Origin of the sequence: Aquabacterium sp. A3, assembly GCF_038069945.1 — a bacterium.
Classification (GTDB): domain Bacteria; phylum Pseudomonadota; class Gammaproteobacteria; order Burkholderiales; family Burkholderiaceae_C; genus Aquabacterium.
Genome location: NZ_JBBPEV010000001.1, coordinates 1519684 through 1534928 on the forward strand (window position 1 = coordinate 1519684; position 15245 = coordinate 1534928).

The 15245-nt window shown below is 68.3% G+C and carries 12 protein-coding genes; 9 read left to right on the forward strand and 3 right to left on the reverse strand.

Features of this window, described 5'->3' with window-relative positions:
• The first annotated feature begins 69 nt into the window (after positions 1 to 69).
• Positions 70 to 1032, forward strand: a complete 963-nt coding sequence (locus WNB94_RS06760; RefSeq protein ID WP_341389243.1) for an AraC family transcriptional regulator — start codon at positions 70 to 72, stop codon at positions 1030 to 1032.
• Positions 1033 to 1034: 2 nt separating this feature from the next.
• On the opposite strand, the gene WNB94_RS06765 is transcribed toward WNB94_RS06760, so the two are convergent.
• Together WNB94_RS06765 and WNB94_RS06770 are read right to left on the reverse strand one after the other, a co-directional pair.
• Complete coding sequence (locus WNB94_RS06765; RefSeq protein WP_341389244.1) at positions 1035 to 2579, reverse strand: DEAD/DEAH box helicase; 1545 nt, start codon at positions 2577 to 2579, stop codon at positions 1035 to 1037.
• A 93-nt stretch (positions 2580 to 2672) separates the two neighbouring features.
• Positions 2673 to 3773 carry an aminoglycoside phosphotransferase family protein gene (locus WNB94_RS06770; protein ID WP_341389246.1) on the reverse strand — a complete coding sequence of 367 codons (1101 nt, stop codon included), beginning with the start codon at positions 3771 to 3773 and terminating at the stop codon, positions 2673 to 2675.
• A gap of 127 nt (positions 3774 to 3900) precedes the next feature.
• Here WNB94_RS06770 and WNB94_RS06775 point away from each other — a divergent pair, with 127 nt between their 5' ends.
• From WNB94_RS06775 to rsmA, 3 genes are read left to right on the forward strand one after another with little or no spacing between them, the layout of a single operon-like run.
• Complete coding sequence (locus WNB94_RS06775) at positions 3901 to 6306, forward strand: LPS-assembly protein LptD (protein WP_341389247.1); 2406 nt, start codon at positions 3901 to 3903, stop codon at positions 6304 to 6306.
• The gene (locus tag WNB94_RS06780) at positions 6290 to 7732 is read left to right on the forward strand and encodes a peptidylprolyl isomerase (RefSeq protein ID WP_341389248.1); all 1443 of its coding nucleotides are present in this window, start codon (positions 6290 to 6292) and stop codon (positions 7730 to 7732) included. Before WNB94_RS06775 ends, WNB94_RS06780 begins: the two co-directional genes overlap by 17 nt.
• Complete coding sequence (gene rsmA / locus WNB94_RS06785; protein ID WP_341389250.1) at positions 7722 to 8549, forward strand: 16S rRNA (adenine(1518)-N(6)/adenine(1519)-N(6))-dimethyltransferase RsmA; 828 nt, start codon at positions 7722 to 7724, stop codon at positions 8547 to 8549. The genes WNB94_RS06780 and rsmA overlap by 11 nt, the downstream gene beginning before the upstream one ends.
• 52 nt (positions 8550 to 8601) lie before the next feature.
• Here rsmA and WNB94_RS06790 read toward each other — a convergent pair whose 3' ends face one another.
• Positions 8602 to 9045: a PEP-CTERM sorting domain-containing protein gene (locus WNB94_RS06790; RefSeq protein WP_341389252.1), complete on the reverse strand. Its 444-nt coding sequence runs from the start codon at positions 9043 to 9045 to the stop codon at positions 8602 to 8604.
• A gap of 208 nt (positions 9046 to 9253) precedes the next feature.
• Between WNB94_RS06790 and WNB94_RS06795 the strand changes: the two genes are divergently transcribed.
• The 5 genes from WNB94_RS06795 (at position 9254) to WNB94_RS06815 (ending at position 15236) form a co-directional block, all read left to right on the forward strand.
• Complete coding sequence (locus tag WNB94_RS06795) at positions 9254 to 10501, forward strand: multifunctional CCA addition/repair protein (protein ID WP_341389253.1); 1248 nt, start codon at positions 9254 to 9256, stop codon at positions 10499 to 10501.
• On the forward strand, positions 10498 to 11142 hold the full coding sequence (locus WNB94_RS06800) for a response regulator (RefSeq protein WP_341389254.1): 645 nt from the start codon (positions 10498 to 10500) through the stop codon (positions 11140 to 11142). The genes WNB94_RS06795 and WNB94_RS06800 overlap by 4 nt, the downstream gene beginning before the upstream one ends.
• A gap of 20 nt (positions 11143 to 11162) precedes the next feature.
• On the forward strand, positions 11163 to 12980 hold the full coding sequence (locus tag WNB94_RS06805; RefSeq protein WP_341389255.1) for an ATP-binding protein: 1818 nt from the start codon (positions 11163 to 11165) through the stop codon (positions 12978 to 12980).
• 36 nt (positions 12981 to 13016) lie between these two features.
• Positions 13017 to 13235, forward strand: a complete 219-nt coding sequence (locus WNB94_RS06810) for a hypothetical protein (protein ID WP_341389256.1) — start codon at positions 13017 to 13019, stop codon at positions 13233 to 13235.
• A 150-nt stretch (positions 13236 to 13385) separates the two neighbouring features.
• Positions 13386 to 15236, forward strand: a complete 1851-nt coding sequence (locus WNB94_RS06815; RefSeq protein WP_341389257.1) for a long-chain-acyl-CoA synthetase — start codon at positions 13386 to 13388, stop codon at positions 15234 to 15236.
• Positions 15237 to 15245 lie beyond the last annotated feature (9 nt).

The following is a 15245-nucleotide window of genomic DNA, read 5'->3' on the forward strand; positions in this document are numbered from 1 at the left end:
CTTTTGACAATGCAAGTTCGGGCTTTTGACACATCACCGCGGTGGCATTCCGTGGCAAGCTCAGTCAATATGGACACCCTCAGCCTGATTCTGGACGACATGCACTTCGACGGTGTGGTCTTTGCATCGTCGATCAACGCCCCGCCCTGGTCGTGGCACCTGGCCCTGGATGGCTTGGCCTGCGCCCACGTCATCACACGGGGACAGGCCTGGCTGGTGCGCGACGATGCCGAGCCGCTGTTGCTGGAAACAGGCGACCTGATCGTGTTGCCGGGCGGCCTGCCTCACGCGATCCAGGACCGCCCCAACACCACCGCCCGCCCGCGCGACCTCTTGCCCCTCATGGGCAGCGATGTGGGCGGCGCCCGCCTGGGTGGCGAGGACACGCCCCAGTCGTGTCACCTCATCAGCACCCATGCGCGCTTTGATGTCACGATGGCCGCCCCCTTGATCAAGGCCTTGCCTCCGGTGCTGCATGTGCGGGGCCTGGGTGAGGCGCCGCCTCCCTGGCTGGCCGTGGGCCTGCAGTTCCTGGCACTGGAGGTGGCGCACCAGCGCCCGGCGCAACAGGCCATCCTCAACCGCATGGGCGACATCCTGTTCATGCAGTGCATCCGCGACTACGTTGAATCGGTGCCGGAAGGCTCGGGCAACTGGCTGTCGGCCCTGAAAGACCGTGCGCTGTCCACCGCCCTGGCGCTCATCCACCGCGAGCCACAGCGCAACTGGACCGTGCCGGACCTGGCCCGCGAGGCCTGCCTGTCGCGCTCGGCCTTTGCCGACCGCTTCACGCAGACACTGGGCGAGCCCCCGCTGACTTACCTGACGCGACACCGCATGCGGCTGGCGGCCCGCCACCTGGGCCAGGCGGGGCTGGCGGTCAGCAAGATTGCCGACATGGTGGGATACGCTTCAGAGGCGGCCTTCAGCCAGGCGTTCAAACGCGAGTACGGGCTGTCGCCATCGGCGTGGCGGCAGCAGCGACTGCTGCAGACCCAGGCCCTGGCCGCGCCGGAAGCGGACGCCGCCTGAGCTCAGCGGCGCGTGGTGCCCGAGCCGCCCAGCAGGGCCGCCACCTTGCGCTTGGGCTTGATGAAGCGCGACAAGGCGCTGCCCGGCGACTGCGTGGTGGCGCCTGAAGAGGCGGAGCTCGCCTGGGCGTCTTTTTGCTCCCACGAAGGCTCGGCCGAGGGGTCCGGCTCGTAGGGCTTGTCGAAGAAAGGGTCCTGCGAGCGGGGGCGTACCGTCGGGCGGGGGCTGCGCAGTTCGGTGGCCGCCTGGCGGTCACCTCGGCCACCGCGCTCTTCATCGCCCGACGACCAGCGGCGCTCACGCCGCTCGCCGTCACGGTCGCTGCGCTCACCGCGGCCAGCGCGCCGCTCCAGCTCGAAGGGCTCGACCTCGGGCTTTTTCTTGATGAGCTTCTCGATGTCGGCCATCAGGCGGGCATCGGCCCCCGTGACCAGCGACACGGCCAGACCCGACGCGCCGGCACGACCCGTGCGGCCGATGCGGTGCACGTAGTCTTCGGCGTTGAAGGGGATGTCGTAGTTGAACACCGCTGGCAGGGCTGCGATGTCGATGCCGCGCGCTGCCACGTCGGTGGCCACGAGCAGGTCCACGTCACCGCGCTTGAAGGCGTCCAGCGACTTGATGCGCTCGTCTTGCGATTTGTCGCCGTGCAGGGCGGCCGTGCGCAGACCATCGCGCTCGAAGGTGCGCGCCAGGCGGGCCGCGCCCAGCTTGGAGTTGACGAACACGATGGACTGGGTGATGCCGCGGTCGCGCAGGATCTGGCGGATCACGTGGCGCTTGTCGTCGTCGTCGACCTTGTAGAAGCGCTGCTCGACGTTGGTGGCCGTCTGGTTGGGGCGGGCCACTTCGACCAGCACCGGGTCTTGCAGGTAGCTTTGCGCCAGCTTCTTGATCTCGGGCGAGAAGGTGGCCGAGAACAGCAGGGTCTGGCGCGTTTTGGGCAGGTAGCTCAGGATGCGCTGCAGGTCGGGCAGGAAGCCGATGTCGAGCATGCGGTCGGCCTCATCCAGCACCACGTACTCCACCTGCGACAGGTTGCAGTTCTTGGCCTCGATGTGGTCGATCAGGCGGCCCGGGGTGGCGATCAGCACCTCGACGCCCGCTTTGAGCTCAACCGTCTGCTCTTTCATGTTCATGCCGCCAAACACCACGGCCGAACGCAGGTTGCACTTGCTGGCGTAGGTCTTGACGTTGTCGGCCACCTGGATGGCCAGCTCGCGCGTGGGCGCCAGCACGATGGCGCGCACCGGGTGCCGCGCCGGCGACATGCTGGCGTTCTCGTGCTTCATCATTTTCTGAAGCAGGGGGATGGAGAACGCGGCGGTCTTGCCGGTGCCGGTCTGCGCGGCGCCCATGACGTCTCGGCCGGCCAGCACCAGAGGGATGGCCTTGGCCTGGATCGGGGTCATCGTCGGGTAGGCGATGGCCGCGAGGATCTTCGGATCCAGGGGCAGGGTGTCAAAGCGGGCGGGGGGCGGCGGAGCGGCGTCTGCGGCGGGGCCGGCGGCCATGTCGGCGGCCAGCGTGGTGGTTTGGTCTGTCATCAAGGGCGGATTATCCCCGCATTGCTGCTTTTTTGCGCAAACAGATGCGGGGCATCCCCCCTATTTCAATCCGGATGGGGGCATCCCCCGCCCTCAAAAGGTGAATCCCACCTGGGTTTGGGTGCCTCCGTGGGGTGCTTCGGCGCGCTCCAGCAGGCGTGCCAGCGGGCCCAGGCCCTGGTAGCGCGAGGCCACGCGGTGGGCGTATGACCACACGCGGGGGATGTCGTCCAGGTACTGCCGCTTGCCATCGCGCAGGGCGAGGCGCGCAAAAATACCCAGCACCTTGAGGTGCCGCTGCAGCCCCATCCACTCGAAATCCCGCCAGAAATCGCCGAAATCGTCTGGCACGGGCAGCCCGGCCTGGCGGGCTCGCTCCCAGTAGCGCACGGCGTAATCGATCTGGACGTCTTCGTCCCACATCACATAGGCATCGCGCAGCAGGGACACCAGGTCGTAGGTCACGGGCCCGTGCACGGCGTCCTGGAAGTCGATCACCCCCGGGCGGGCCTCGGGCTGCTCGGGATGGGCCATCAGGTTGCGCGAGTGGTAATCGCGGTGCACCAGCACGCGCGCCTGGCCCAGCACCTGCGCCTTGATCAGGCCGAAGGTGGTGTCCAGCATCCGGGTGGTGGCTTCGTCCAGGCTCAGACCGCGCAGCGCCGTGAGGTACCACTGAGGCAGCAGGTCCATCTCACGCTGGAGCAGGGCGTCGTCGTACGCGGGTCGCTGGTCGGCGCCAGGCACCTGCTGCAGGCGCACCAGTTCGTCGATGGCGGCCAGGTAGCGCCCACGGTTGCCCGGGGCCATCGGCGCCTGGGTGTCCAGGGTGGACAGCAGGGTGTGGGTGCCCAGGTCGGACAGCAGCATGAAGCCCTGGGCCTCGTCCCACTGCAGGATGTGCGGAACGCGCACGCCGCCGGCCTCCAGTTGGCGGGCCACCGCCACAAAGGGGTGGCAGTCCTCCTTGTCGGGCGGCGCGTCCATCACGATGAGCGAGCCGGCAGACGTGTCCACCCTGAAATACCGGCGAAACGATGCGTCGGCGCTCGCCGCACGCAGCGTGTGCGGCTTCAGGTCGTGGACCGGCGTTTGCGCATGAAGCCAGGTCTCAAAGGCCTGGGCACGGGCCTCATCGGCCCAGTGGATGAGGCCCTGGACGGGTGGCTTGGAATCTGAAGTGCTGGAATCCACGGTATGAACAAAGGGGCATGGAATAATGCGTCGATTTTAGGCACGCCACGCCTCATTGACGCCCTCCGGACGCCTTGTGACAGCACACCACGCCCGTTCTGCCCAGCTTGCCGCCCTGCTGACCGCCATGGCTTCCCTCTGCGGGCCTGGTCTGGCGGTGGCCGAGACACCGCCCCACCCCCAGACCGAGGTGGCCCGGGCGCTGAGTTTTCCTCCCACCCTGCCCGGCGTGCGCGACCCGAAGGCCCCCCTGCAGTTCGAAGCCGACGAGCTCGGCGGCGAGGCCGGGGTCAACACGGTGGCCAAAGGCCGCGTGCGGGTGCGACAGGGCGACCTCACCGTGCGCGCCGACGAACTGGAGCACACGCAGGCTGACAACACGGCCCGCGCCCGCGGCAATGTGCGGGTGGTGCGCGACGGCAGCATCTTCGTGGGCCCGTCCGTCACGCTCAAGCTGGACACCCTGGAGGGCAGCTTTGAATCACCGCGTTACTGGCTGGCGCGAACCCAGGCCGGCGGCACCGCCGAGCGCATCGAGTTCAAGGGCGAAAACCGCCTGAGCGCCACCGGCACCACCTACACCAGCTGCACCCCCGAGAACACGGCCAGTGGCGACATGGGCCAGCCTGCGTGGGCACTGCGAACCCGCCAGATCGACCTCGACTTCGAGGCCAATGAGGGGCGGGCCGAAGGCGCGGTCATCGAGTTCCAGGGGGTGCCCATCCTGGCGGCGCCCACGCTGACCTTCCCGCTCAACGACCAGCGCAAGTCCGGCTGGCTGCCGCCCAGCATCACCTTCGACAGCAAGAGCGGGCTGGAAGTGTCCACGCCCTATTACTGGAACATCGCCCCCGACCGCGATGCCACCCTGGCCCCCACCGTGGCCTCGCGCCGGGGGGTGGGCCTGGACGCCGAGTTTCGTTACCTGGCGCCCAGCGATGCCGGTGAGCTGCGCGTCTTTGGCCTGCCAGACGACCGGCTGGCCAACCGCCATCGAGGGCAGTTCAATTACCAGCATCAAGGCAGCCTGACGGCTGGCGACAGCCTCTCGCCCACGCAATACACCGTGCAGTGGCAACGCGTGTCTGACGATGATTACTGGAAAGATTTTGGCCAGACCATCGACAGCGACACCCCCCGCCTGCTGGACAGCCATGTGCGCGTGCAGCGCCTGCTCAACGAACGCAACTGGGGCCTGGGCGACAGCCAGACCGAGCTGTACGCCCAGGTGCAGTCGTGGCAGACCCTCAAAGACCTGGACCTGGACGCGCCGGCCGACAGCCAGATCGGCGAGCCTTACCGGCGCGAGCCCCAGATGGGGGTGCGCAGCCGGGGCCTGTCTGATGCCGGGCTGGAATGGGACATGCGGCTGGAGTTCAACCGCTTCGTGAACCCCGACCGCAGCCTGACGCAGGGCAACCGCCTGCATGGCGTGGCCCAGGTGGCCCGGCAGTTCGATTTCAATGGCGTGTACGTGCGGCCCAAGCTCATGTGGCAAGGCACCACCTACGACCTGGACCGCCAGGGCCTGAGCACCGCGCCGCGCACGGTGTCGCGCGGCCTGCCCACGGTGTCGGTGGACGCGGGCATGACCCTGGACCGGCCCGTGCAGTACTTCGGTCGCAACCTGGTGCAAACGCTGGAGCCGCGCATCCTGTACGTGCGCACCCCCTACCGCGACCAGTCCGACCTGCCCTTGTTCGACAGCGCCCCCCGCGATTTCAACCAGTACGCCATCTACAGCGAAAACGACTTCACGGGCGTGGACCGCATCTCGGACGCCAACCAGGTGACCATCGGCGTGAACTCGCGCCTGCTGGACGAGGCCTCGGGGGCCGAGCTGATGCGCTTTGGCGTGGTGCAGAAGATGCTGCTGGCCGACCAGCGCATCAACCCCAATGGCAGCGAGCCCATCACCAGCCGTTTTTCTGACCTGATGTTGCTGGGCTCGTCCACCGTCATCCCCTCGTGGTACCTGGACGGCACCCTGCAGTACAGCACCGAAGAAGCCCGCGCCCAGCAAGGCACCATCGGCGTGCGCTACACCCCGGGCCAGTGGCGCACCGTCAGCACCGTGTACCGCTACACGCGCGACGGCGCCTCACAGGTAGAGTTGGGCTGGCAGTGGCCGATCGGCGGACGGCAGCCCACGGCACGCCAGATGATCGCCCAGCAGCCCTTGAGCAACGCCAGCGGCCTGCGCGCCCCGGCCAGCTGTGGCGGCGCCTGGTACAGCGTGGGCCGCGTGGCCTACAGCACCCGAGAAAGCCGCTTCATCAACACCTTGATGGGCCTGGAATACGATGCAGGCTGCTGGATCGGCCGCGTGGTGGCCGAACGCGTGGCCATCGGCCAAAGCGACGCCACCGTGCGCATCATGTTCCAGCTGGAACTGGTGGGCCTGTCTCGCCTGAGCCTGGGTGCCAATCCCTTGCGCACCTTGAAGGACAATATCCCCGGATACAGCCTGTTGCGCGAAGAGGGCGAGCCCCTGCCGGCAAGCCCCTCACCCCTGCATGACCCCGATGACTGATCTGTTCAAACGCTCCACCTCCCTTCGCCCATCGCACGCTGCGAGGCTCGGCGCCCGCCGCGGCCTGTGTCTGGCGCTGTCCCTGCTGATCGGCCTGGGGCAGGTGACGCCCGCCATGGCCCAGATCGATCCCGACGACGTGCCGATGGCCGCCCCCCGGATTCCCGGCGCGCGCAACCTCAGCACCGAGCTGAAGATCGAAGGCAAACGGGTGACGTCCGACTTCATCGTGGCGGTGGTCAACCAGGAGGTCATCACCCACACCGACGTGGACAAACGGGTGGCACGCATCGAAGAATCGGTGCCCGACCGCCGCCGCCTGCCCGACCCCGCCACGCTGCGCCAGCAGGTGCTGGACGCGCTGATCGACGAAAAGGCGCAGGTGTCGTTTGCGCGCGGCATCGGGCTGAGCATCAGCGACGCCGAAGTCGACACCGCCATCGAGAACATCGCGGCGCAAAACCAGCTCACGCTGGCCGAACTGCGTCAGCGCATGGTGTCCGATGGACTGGACTTCGAACGCTACCGCGGCAGCCTGCGCGAGCAGATCCTGCTGCAGCGCCTGCGCGAGCGCGAGGTCATGCCCCGCATCCAGGTGACCGAAGAAGAAATCGACACCTTCTTGCGCGAAGACCCGTCGGCCCAGGCCGAAAGCAACCTCAACCTGGCCCACATCCTGGTGCGGGTGCCCGAAGGCAGCGGCGAGCTGGCCGTGCGGCAGCTGCAACAGCGTGCAGAGCAGATCCGTGATCGCGCCGCCGTGGGCATGAACTTCACGCAACTGGTGCGCGAGAACTCAGAAGACCGCGACACCCTCGAATCGGGCGGCGCCTTTGGCCTGCGGCCCGCCAGCACCCTGCCGCCCCTGTTCGTGAACGCGGTGCGCGGCCTGAAGGTTGGCGAGGTGTCGCAGGTGGTGCGCTCCAACGCCGGCTTCCACATCATCAAACTGGTGGAACGGGAAAACGTGGCTCAGGCCCGCTACACCCAGCAACGCGCCCGACACATCCTGCTGCGCACCACACCCAAGCTGGGCGCCACCGAGCTGGTGGCCAAGATGAAGGGCATCCGCAAGGGCATCATCGAAGGCCAGGCCAGCTTTGCCCAGATGGCCCGCCAGCACTCCGAGGATGGCAGCGGTGCCCGTGGGGGCGACCTGGGCTGGTCGTCGCCTGGCCAGTACGTGCCTGAGTTCGAGAAGGTGCTGATCACGCTGCAGCCTGGCGAAATCTCGCAGCCCGTGGTGAGCCGCTTCGGGGTGCACCTCATCCAGCTGATCGAACGCCGTGAGGTGCAACTCAGCGAGGCCCAGCGCCGTGACGCCGCACGCGCCGTCCTGAAAGAGCGGGGCTTTGAAGCCGCCTACGAAGAGTGGGCCCGAGAGCTGCGCCAGGCCGCCTGGGTGGAAATCCGCGATGAGCCGTGATGCACGGCGTCCGCGCGCCGTGGCCGGCGGTGGCGGGCATGTGGCGCGCAAGCGCTTTGGCCAGAACTTTCTGGTCGACCAGGGGGTGATCGGCGACATCGTGCGGGCCATCGACCCGCGCCCGGGCCAGTGCCTGGTCGAGATCGGTCCGGGCCTGGGCGCCCTCACCAACCCGGTGGTGCGCCTCAGTGAACGCCTCACCGTGATCGAGCTGGACCGGGACCTGGCGGCCCGCTTGCGCGCGCGCCCCGAGCTCACGGTGATCGAATCCGACGTGCTGAAGGTGGATGTGGACGCGCTGGCCGACGACCTGGTGGGCCACGATGGTGGCAGCGGTCTGCGCCTGATCGGTAACCTGCCCTACAACATCTCCAGCCCCATCCTGTTTCACCTGCTGCCATGGGCACACCGGGTGGCTGATCAGCACTTCATGCTGCAAAAGGAAGTGGTGGACCGCATGGTGGCCGCCCCCGGCGGCAAGGACTACAGCCGCCTGAGCGTGATGATGCAGTGGCGCTACGACATGGAGTGCGTGGTGGACGTGCCGCCCGACGCGTTTGATCCCCCGCCGAAGGTCAACTCGGCCGTGGTGCGCATGGTGCCCCATCGCCACCCCGCCCCGCTCGACCCGAAGGTGCTGGAGGAACTGGTGGCGGTGGCGTTTTCACAGCGCCGCAAGATCCTGCGTCACACCCTGGGGGCGTGGCTGACCGAACGCCAGGTGCCCGTGGCCTTTGACGCGCAGCGCCGGGCTGAAGAGGTGCCCGTCTCAGAGTACGTGGCACTGGCGCAGGCCGCCAGCACCACCCCGACGTGACAACGGGGGCCCGAGGCCCCCGTCACTGCAGGCAAGTGCGAACAGGTGGTGATCAGGCGGCCTTGCGGCGACGCGCAGCGGCCACACCGCCGACCAGACCCGCACCGGCCAGGGCCATGGCCACCGCGCCAGCTTCAGGCACCGGGGTGACGGTGTACGAACCGACGAAGCTGCCACCACCAAGGGACAGGCCAGCCACATAGAACGACATGGTGCCGGGCAGCACATCGAGGCTGAAGGCGTAGTAGTCGGCCGCAGCGGGCACCAGGTCATCCAGCAGGATGCCGTTGACCATCACCGTGGTGATGTCGTAGCCCGGCAGGATGTCGGTCTGGGAAAACACAAACCCGGAGAAGGTGCCAGCCGTCTCGATGTCGAACAGGTAGTAGTTCGACTTGGACGAGCCGGAGAAGGTGCCAACGACCGGATCAGCGGCAGAAGCCAGACCTGAGCCAGCCAACATGGCGGCGGCGAGAGCAAGGACGTGGGGGCGCATGCGACCTCCTGTGGTGATTGGGTATGCCATATCATGCACACAGCGTGCCAGCCTGCCAAGCGATGTTTGTCGCCTTAGCGCCCCTTCTTGCGCTGTTCGTGCGCCGTTCTGGCACCTGGCGCATCGCCAGCGCCTTCGCAAGGCCCTGATGTGGGGCACCTGGCCCCCGGGGCCGGCACCAGCTTGGATCGCGCCGTACACTCAGCCCATGAAGATTTATCTCGTCGGCGGCGCTGTGCGGGATCGCCTGCTGGGCCGGGCCGGCGGCGACCGCGACTGGGTGGTGGTGGGCGCCACACCCGATGCCATGGTGGCCCAGGGCTTTCGGCCCGTGGGCAAGGATTTCCCGGTGTTCCTGCACCCCGACACGGGCGAGGAATACGCGCTGGCCCGCACCGAGCGCAAAAGCGGTCGGGGATACAAGGGCTTTGTGGTGCACGCCTCGCCCGAGGTCACCCTGGAAGAAGACCTGCTGCGCCGCGACCTGAGCATCAACGCCATGGCAGAAGCCCCGGACGGGTCATTGATCGATCCCCACGGCGGACGCGCTGATCTGCAGGCCCGGGTGCTGCGGCATGTCTCGCCGGCGTTCGCTGAAGACCCGGTGCGCATCCTGCGACTGGCGCGTTTTGCGGCACGCCTGCCCGATTTTGTGGTGGCCGACGACACCCTGGCTTTGATGCGGGGCATGGTGCGCGATGGCGAGGTGGACCACCTGGTGCCCGAGCGGGTGTGGCAGGAGCTGTCACGGGGCCTGATGGAGATCAGGCCCTCGCGCATGTTCGACGTCCTGCGGGCCTGCGGCGCGCTGGCACGCCTGTTGCCCGAGCTGGAGGCCCTGTGGGGCGTGCCTCAACGGGCCGACTACCACCCTGAAATCGACACGGGCGTGCACGCGATGATGGTGATGGACATGAGTGCGCGGCTCCATGCCACACTGCCTGTGCGCTACGCCTGCCTGGGTCACGACCTGGGCAAGGGGCAGACGCCCGCCGACGTGCTGCCCAGGCACATCGGGCATGAGGCCCGCAGTGTGCGCTTGATTCGGGCGGTGGGCGAGCGCCTGCGCGTGCCCAATGACTGCCGTGAGCTGGCCGAGGTGGTGGCGCGAGAGCACGGGCACATCCACGGCAGTGAACGCCTGTCGGCCGCGGCCACGGTGCGGCTGCTGGAGCGTTGTGATGCCATCCGCAAACCACAGCGCTTCCTGGAGGTGCTGCAGGCCTGCGAGTGTGATGCCCGCGGCCGCCTGGGCTGGCAGGAACGCCCTTACCCTCAGGCGGCGCACCTGCAACAGGCCCTGTCGGCGGCGCTGTCGGTGAACACCGCACAGATCTCCGCCGAGGCGCTTGAGCGCGGCTGCCAAGGGCCACAGATCGGCGCACAGATTCACCAGGCCCGCGTTCAGGCGGTGGCCAAGGCACTGCCGGTGCCTCAAGATGATGCCCCAGCATGAGCACCCTTGTTCGTCACACCCACGCGGTCCTGGTGATCGATGACCATGCCCTGCTGCGCGAGGGGGTGGTCAGCGTGCTGCGCCGGGCCGTGCCCCTGGCAGACATTCGGCAGGCCGGCAGCCTGAGCGAGGCCCGGGGCGCGCTGGGCTCTGGCTGGCAGCCCGACACGGTGGTGCTGGACCTGTCGTTGCCGGACAGCCAGGGCGTGCCCACCCTGATCGCCCTGCGCGGCCTGGTGCCGCAGGCGCGCGTGGCCATCGTGTCGGCGCACAACGACCTTGACCTGGCCATGGCCTGCATCCGCGACGGGGCGTGTGCGTTCGTGCCCAAGCAGGGCAGCCTGGTGCAATTCGAGCACGCCCTGTCCGTGATCGCCGCTGGGGGCCTGTACTTCCCACGCGAGCTGTTCATCAGCGCCGGCGTGCCCACGCCCACCGAACCGCCCCGCGCGGTGCCGCTCACGCCGCGTCAGCACGAGGTGATGGCCCATCTGCTGCAAGGGGCCACCAACCCGATGATCGCCGAGGCCCTGGGCATCAGCGCCGAGACCGTCAAGCTCCATGTCAGCGCCATCTTGCAGGCCCATGGCGTGGCCAACCGGGTGCAGTTGGTGCTCAGTTGCGCCCGCAGCGCCGCCTGACGCCGCACGCTGCGCCACACATGCGGGTACTGCGGCTGTCACTCGAAGGTCTGGGGGCAGACGACCGCGCCATCTACATCGACCAGCTGCGCGAACACTGGCGCCTGGACGCCTGGACCGTGGCCGGCCAACTGCTGGTGCTGTTGGCCCTGGGCCCGGTCATCCGCGCCAGCGGCCTGCCGTGGTGGGCGTGGGGCCCTGCGGTGGCCCTGCTGCTGGGCTCGTGGGCGTGGGCGGCCCGGGCGCCCTGGCGCCTGCGCCACATTCAAATCAACGACAACAACTACCCCCGATGGCGGGCCCGCACGCTGTGGCGGGAATTGAGCCAGAGCCTGGGCTGGGCCTTGCTCTCCATCGCCTTGTGGGGCGCGCTTGACGAGCAGTGGCACCTGCTGATCCTGACGGGTTTGCTGGTGTTCATCTACACCGCGATGTTCTTCACCACACACGACACGGGTGTGGCCGTGGTGGCGAGCACGCCCATCTTGCTGATGCTGAGTGCACGCCTGGTGCTGTCGGACGGGCAGGGACACCGCCTGATCGCCCTTATCTTGACGGTGTCGGCCTTGACCTGCCTGGCCGTGGGGCGCCTGATCGAACAACGCCTGCTGGAGGCCGAACGCCTGCGTCGACGCAACGAAGCCCTGCTGGCCGAGCTGGCCAGAGAAATCGACCACGTTCGGCAAGCCCGCGACGACGCCGAGCGCGCCAACCGCCAAAAGAGCCACTTTCTGGCCACGGCCAGCCATGACCTGCGCCAGCCCCTGCACAGCCTGACCTTGCTGGCGGGGCTGATGCACCAGGAAGACGACGCCGAGCGCCTGCGCCACACCGCCGGCCGGATGCAGACCGCCCTGGAAGGGCTGCGCTTTGTGTTCGACCAGCTGTTCGACATGGCCCGCCTGGAGGCCGGCAAACACCCCCACCACCCACGCGCCCTGGCGGTGGCGCCCCTGCTGGAGTCACTGCACGCCGAACTGGCCCCCACCTTCGAGGCGCGGGCGTTGGGCTGGCACTGTCACCCCGTGCCCGCCACGCTGGGCTGCATGGCCGATCCGGTGTTCGTGCAGCGCACGCTGCGCAACCTGCTGGACAACGCCTTGCGCTACACCACCCAAGGTCAGGTGTGCGTGCGCGCGCGCTTGCGTGGCAACTGCACGGTGCTGCAAGTGTGGGACACGGGGTGCGGCATCGCGCGCGAAGCCCAGGCCACCATCTTTGACGACTATGTCCAGGGGCACAACACACAACGCCAGCGCAGTCAGGGGCTGGGCCTGGGGCTGGCGGTGGTGAGGCGGCTGGCAGACGCCGGCTCTTACCGGGTCACGGTGCGCTCACGCCCCGGTCGAGGCAGCTGTTTTTCAGTGTGGCTGCCGGCCTGCCCGGCCCCGGCCGCCACCCCCACAGTCCTGGGCGCGCGCACCGCACAACCGGCCACCCCGCCCTTGCTGGCCCTGGTGGAAGACGATGACGATGTGCGCCAGACCACCTGCGACATCATGCGTCAGGCCGGCTGGCAGGTCGCCGCGGGCGCCTCCAGTCAGGACGTGATCGAACGGATCGCGCAGGCCGGGCAGATGCCGGCGGCCATCCTGAGCGACCACCGACTGGGCGACCAGGAAGACGGGCTGCAGGCCATCGCCACCCTGAGGCATGAATTCGGCCTGGCGGTGCCCGCCGCGCTGGTGACCGGTGACCTTGATGCGACGCTGCCGGGGCGCTGCGACGCCCATCAGGTGCTGCACCTGCGCAAGCCCATCGACCGAGGGCAACTCATCGCCGTGCTGGAAGGCTGGCGCCCCCCCAACCCTACTACCCACCCCTCCCAGGCTGGGTGATGCGCTGGGGCCGGGCATGGCGGCACGATCGCCCGCATGGTCATGCCCCCCTCCCTCAAGAACGCCCTGCTGCACAGCCTGGCCGCCACCGCTGTGGCGGGCGTGGTCGTGGCGGTGCTGTGGGCAGCCCCCCGCTGGCCCACCGTGGCCGCCCTGGCCGACCACGTGGGCGAGCCCGGCGTCAACCTGGGCGTGCTGGCCCTCGGCCTGGTGGTGATGGTTCGGCTGCTGGCCCGCTGGCGCCTGCGCCCCTGAGCACGGTCGCCACTGTCGCGCATTCAACCCTTCTCGCACAGTGTTTCTACGGAGATGGCGCCCGCCATCCTCGCCAGGCCCCCGGTGTAACCCGATGATGCAGGCCCGTTCCTGTCACCCATCCCATCCACCGACCTTCATCGGCCTGCCGTGCAAACCACTCCTGCTGTACCCGACTCCAACGCCGCCGCCAACCCGGGCACCATCGGACTGCTGACCTGGCTGGGTGCCGGGCTGCGCATGGCGCCCGAGTTGCCCATCCTGGTGCCTGGCCTGCTGCGCCTGGCATTTTTGCGCCCCCACCAGACGGGCTCCATCGGCCTGACGTTCGAACGGCAGACCGCACGACACCCGGGCCGACCGGCCTTGCGTTTTGAAGACCGCGTCTGGACCTACCAGGAGCTCAACGCCTGGGCCAACCAGTTGGCCCACAGCCTGAAACAGGCCGGCGTGCGCACCGGCGACGCCGTGGGCCTGCTGATGGAAAACCGCGCCGAGGTGCTGGCCTACACCCTGGGCATCGTCAAGCTGGGCGCCACGGTCACCCTGCTCAATCACAACTTGCGCGGCGACTCGCTGGCCCACACCCTGCGCATCACGGGCCCCCGCATCGTGCTGCTGGGCGCCGAGTGCGAAGACGCCGCACACTCGCTGAGCCCGGAGCAACTCGCCGCCCACCCCATCACGTGGTGGTGGGACGGCGACGGCCCGGCGCCGCACGGCTGGAAACACCTGCGCGACGACATCGCCCGCGCCCCGCGCACCAACCTGCCCGAGACCGCGCAGATCACGCTCAAGCAAGCGGCCTTCCACATCTTCACCTCGGGCACCACCGGCATGCCCAAGGCCTCGGTGATGTCGCATTACCGCTGGCACCGTTGCCTGTATGGTCTGGGCGTGCTGGGCTTGAGGCTGCGCCAGGATGACGTGCTGTACTGCGCGCTGCCGCTGTACCACAACAACGCGCTGACCGTGTCCTGGGGGGCCACCGTGGGCGCGGGCGCCTGTCTGGCCCTGGCCCGCAAGTTCAGCGTGTCGGGCTTCTGGGGCGACATCGACCGCCACCGCGCCACCGCCTTCACCTACATCGGCGAGCTGTGCCGCTACCTGCTCAACCAGCCCCCCAAGCCCGATGACGCCCGCCATGGTGTGCGCGCCATCATCGGCAACGGCCTGCGCCCTGACATCTGGCCGGCGTTTCAGCAGCGCTTCGGCATCAAGCACGTGGCCGAGTTCTACGCCGCCAGCGAGTGCAACCTCGCCTTCGTGAACGCCCTGAACATGCCCGCCAGTGCCGGCATGTGCCCCCTGTCGTTCGCCATCGCCGCCTTCGACGTGGCCGAAGAGCAACCCATCCGTGCCCAGAACGGCCAAGGCTTCATGCGCCAGGTCGGCAAGGGCGAAGTCGGGCTGCTGCTCACCGAGATCACCGACAAGGCCCCGCTGGACGGCTACACCGACGCCAAGGCCACCGAGGCCAAGGTGTACCGCAACGTGTTCAAAACAGGCGACGCCTGGTTCAACACCGGCGATCTGGTGCGCGACCAGGGCTTTGGCCACATCCAGTTCGTCGACCGCGTAGGCGACACCTTCCGCTGGAAGGGCGAGAACGTGGCCACCACGGAGGTGGAAGCCGCCCTGTGCCAGCAAGCCGGCATCCAGGAGGCCGTGGTGTACGGCGTGCAGATCCCGGGGGCCGATGGCCGCGCGGGCATGGCCGCCGTGCAACTGGACGAGGGGGTGCACACCATTGACGGCGCGGCGCTGATGGCCGGGCTCAAGGCCACCTTGCCCAAGTATGCGGTGCCCCTGTTCTTGCGTGTGCGCGACACCCACGAGGTCACGGCCACCTTCAAGCACCGCAAGGTCGAGCTCAAACGCGAGGCCTTCGACCCGGCCCAGGTGAGTGATGCCCTGTGGGTGTTGACGCCCACGGGCTACACGCCCCTGAGCAGCGAGCACCTGAACGCCATTCAATCGGGACAGTTCCGCTTCGAATAACGACGAGGA

What these genes read in the sequence shown, in the direction of transcription:
- WNB94_RS06810 (WP_341389256.1), top strand. Translation starts at nt 13,017, where the DNA reads ATGGTCATGCCCCCCTCCCTCAAGAACGCCCTGCTGCACAGCCTGGCC.
- WNB94_RS06775 (WP_341389247.1), top strand. Translation starts at nt 3,901, where the DNA reads ATGGCTTCCCTCTGCGGGCCTGGTCTGGCGGTGGCCGAGACACCGCCC.
- WNB94_RS06780 (WP_341389248.1), top strand. Translation starts at nt 6,290, where the DNA reads ATGACCCCGATGACTGATCTGTTCAAACGCTCCACCTCCCTTCGCCCA.
- WNB94_RS06760 (WP_341389243.1), top strand. Translation starts at nt 70, where the DNA reads ATGGACACCCTCAGCCTGATTCTGGACGACATGCACTTCGACGGTGTG.
- WNB94_RS06805 (WP_341389255.1), top strand. Translation starts at nt 11,163, where the DNA reads ATGCGGGTACTGCGGCTGTCACTCGAAGGTCTGGGGGCAGACGACCGC.
- WNB94_RS06765 (WP_341389244.1), bottom strand. Translation starts at nt 2,579, where the DNA reads ATGACAGACCAAACCACCACGCTGGCCGCCGACATGGCCGCCGGCCCC.
- WNB94_RS06795 (WP_341389253.1), top strand. Translation starts at nt 9,254, where the DNA reads ATGAAGATTTATCTCGTCGGCGGCGCTGTGCGGGATCGCCTGCTGGGC.
- WNB94_RS06790 (WP_341389252.1), bottom strand. Translation starts at nt 9,045, where the DNA reads ATGCGCCCCCACGTCCTTGCTCTCGCCGCCGCCATGTTGGCTGGCTCA.
- rsmA (WP_341389250.1), top strand. Translation starts at nt 7,722, where the DNA reads ATGAGCCGTGATGCACGGCGTCCGCGCGCCGTGGCCGGCGGTGGCGGG.
- WNB94_RS06800 (WP_341389254.1), top strand. Translation starts at nt 10,498, where the DNA reads ATGAGCACCCTTGTTCGTCACACCCACGCGGTCCTGGTGATCGATGAC.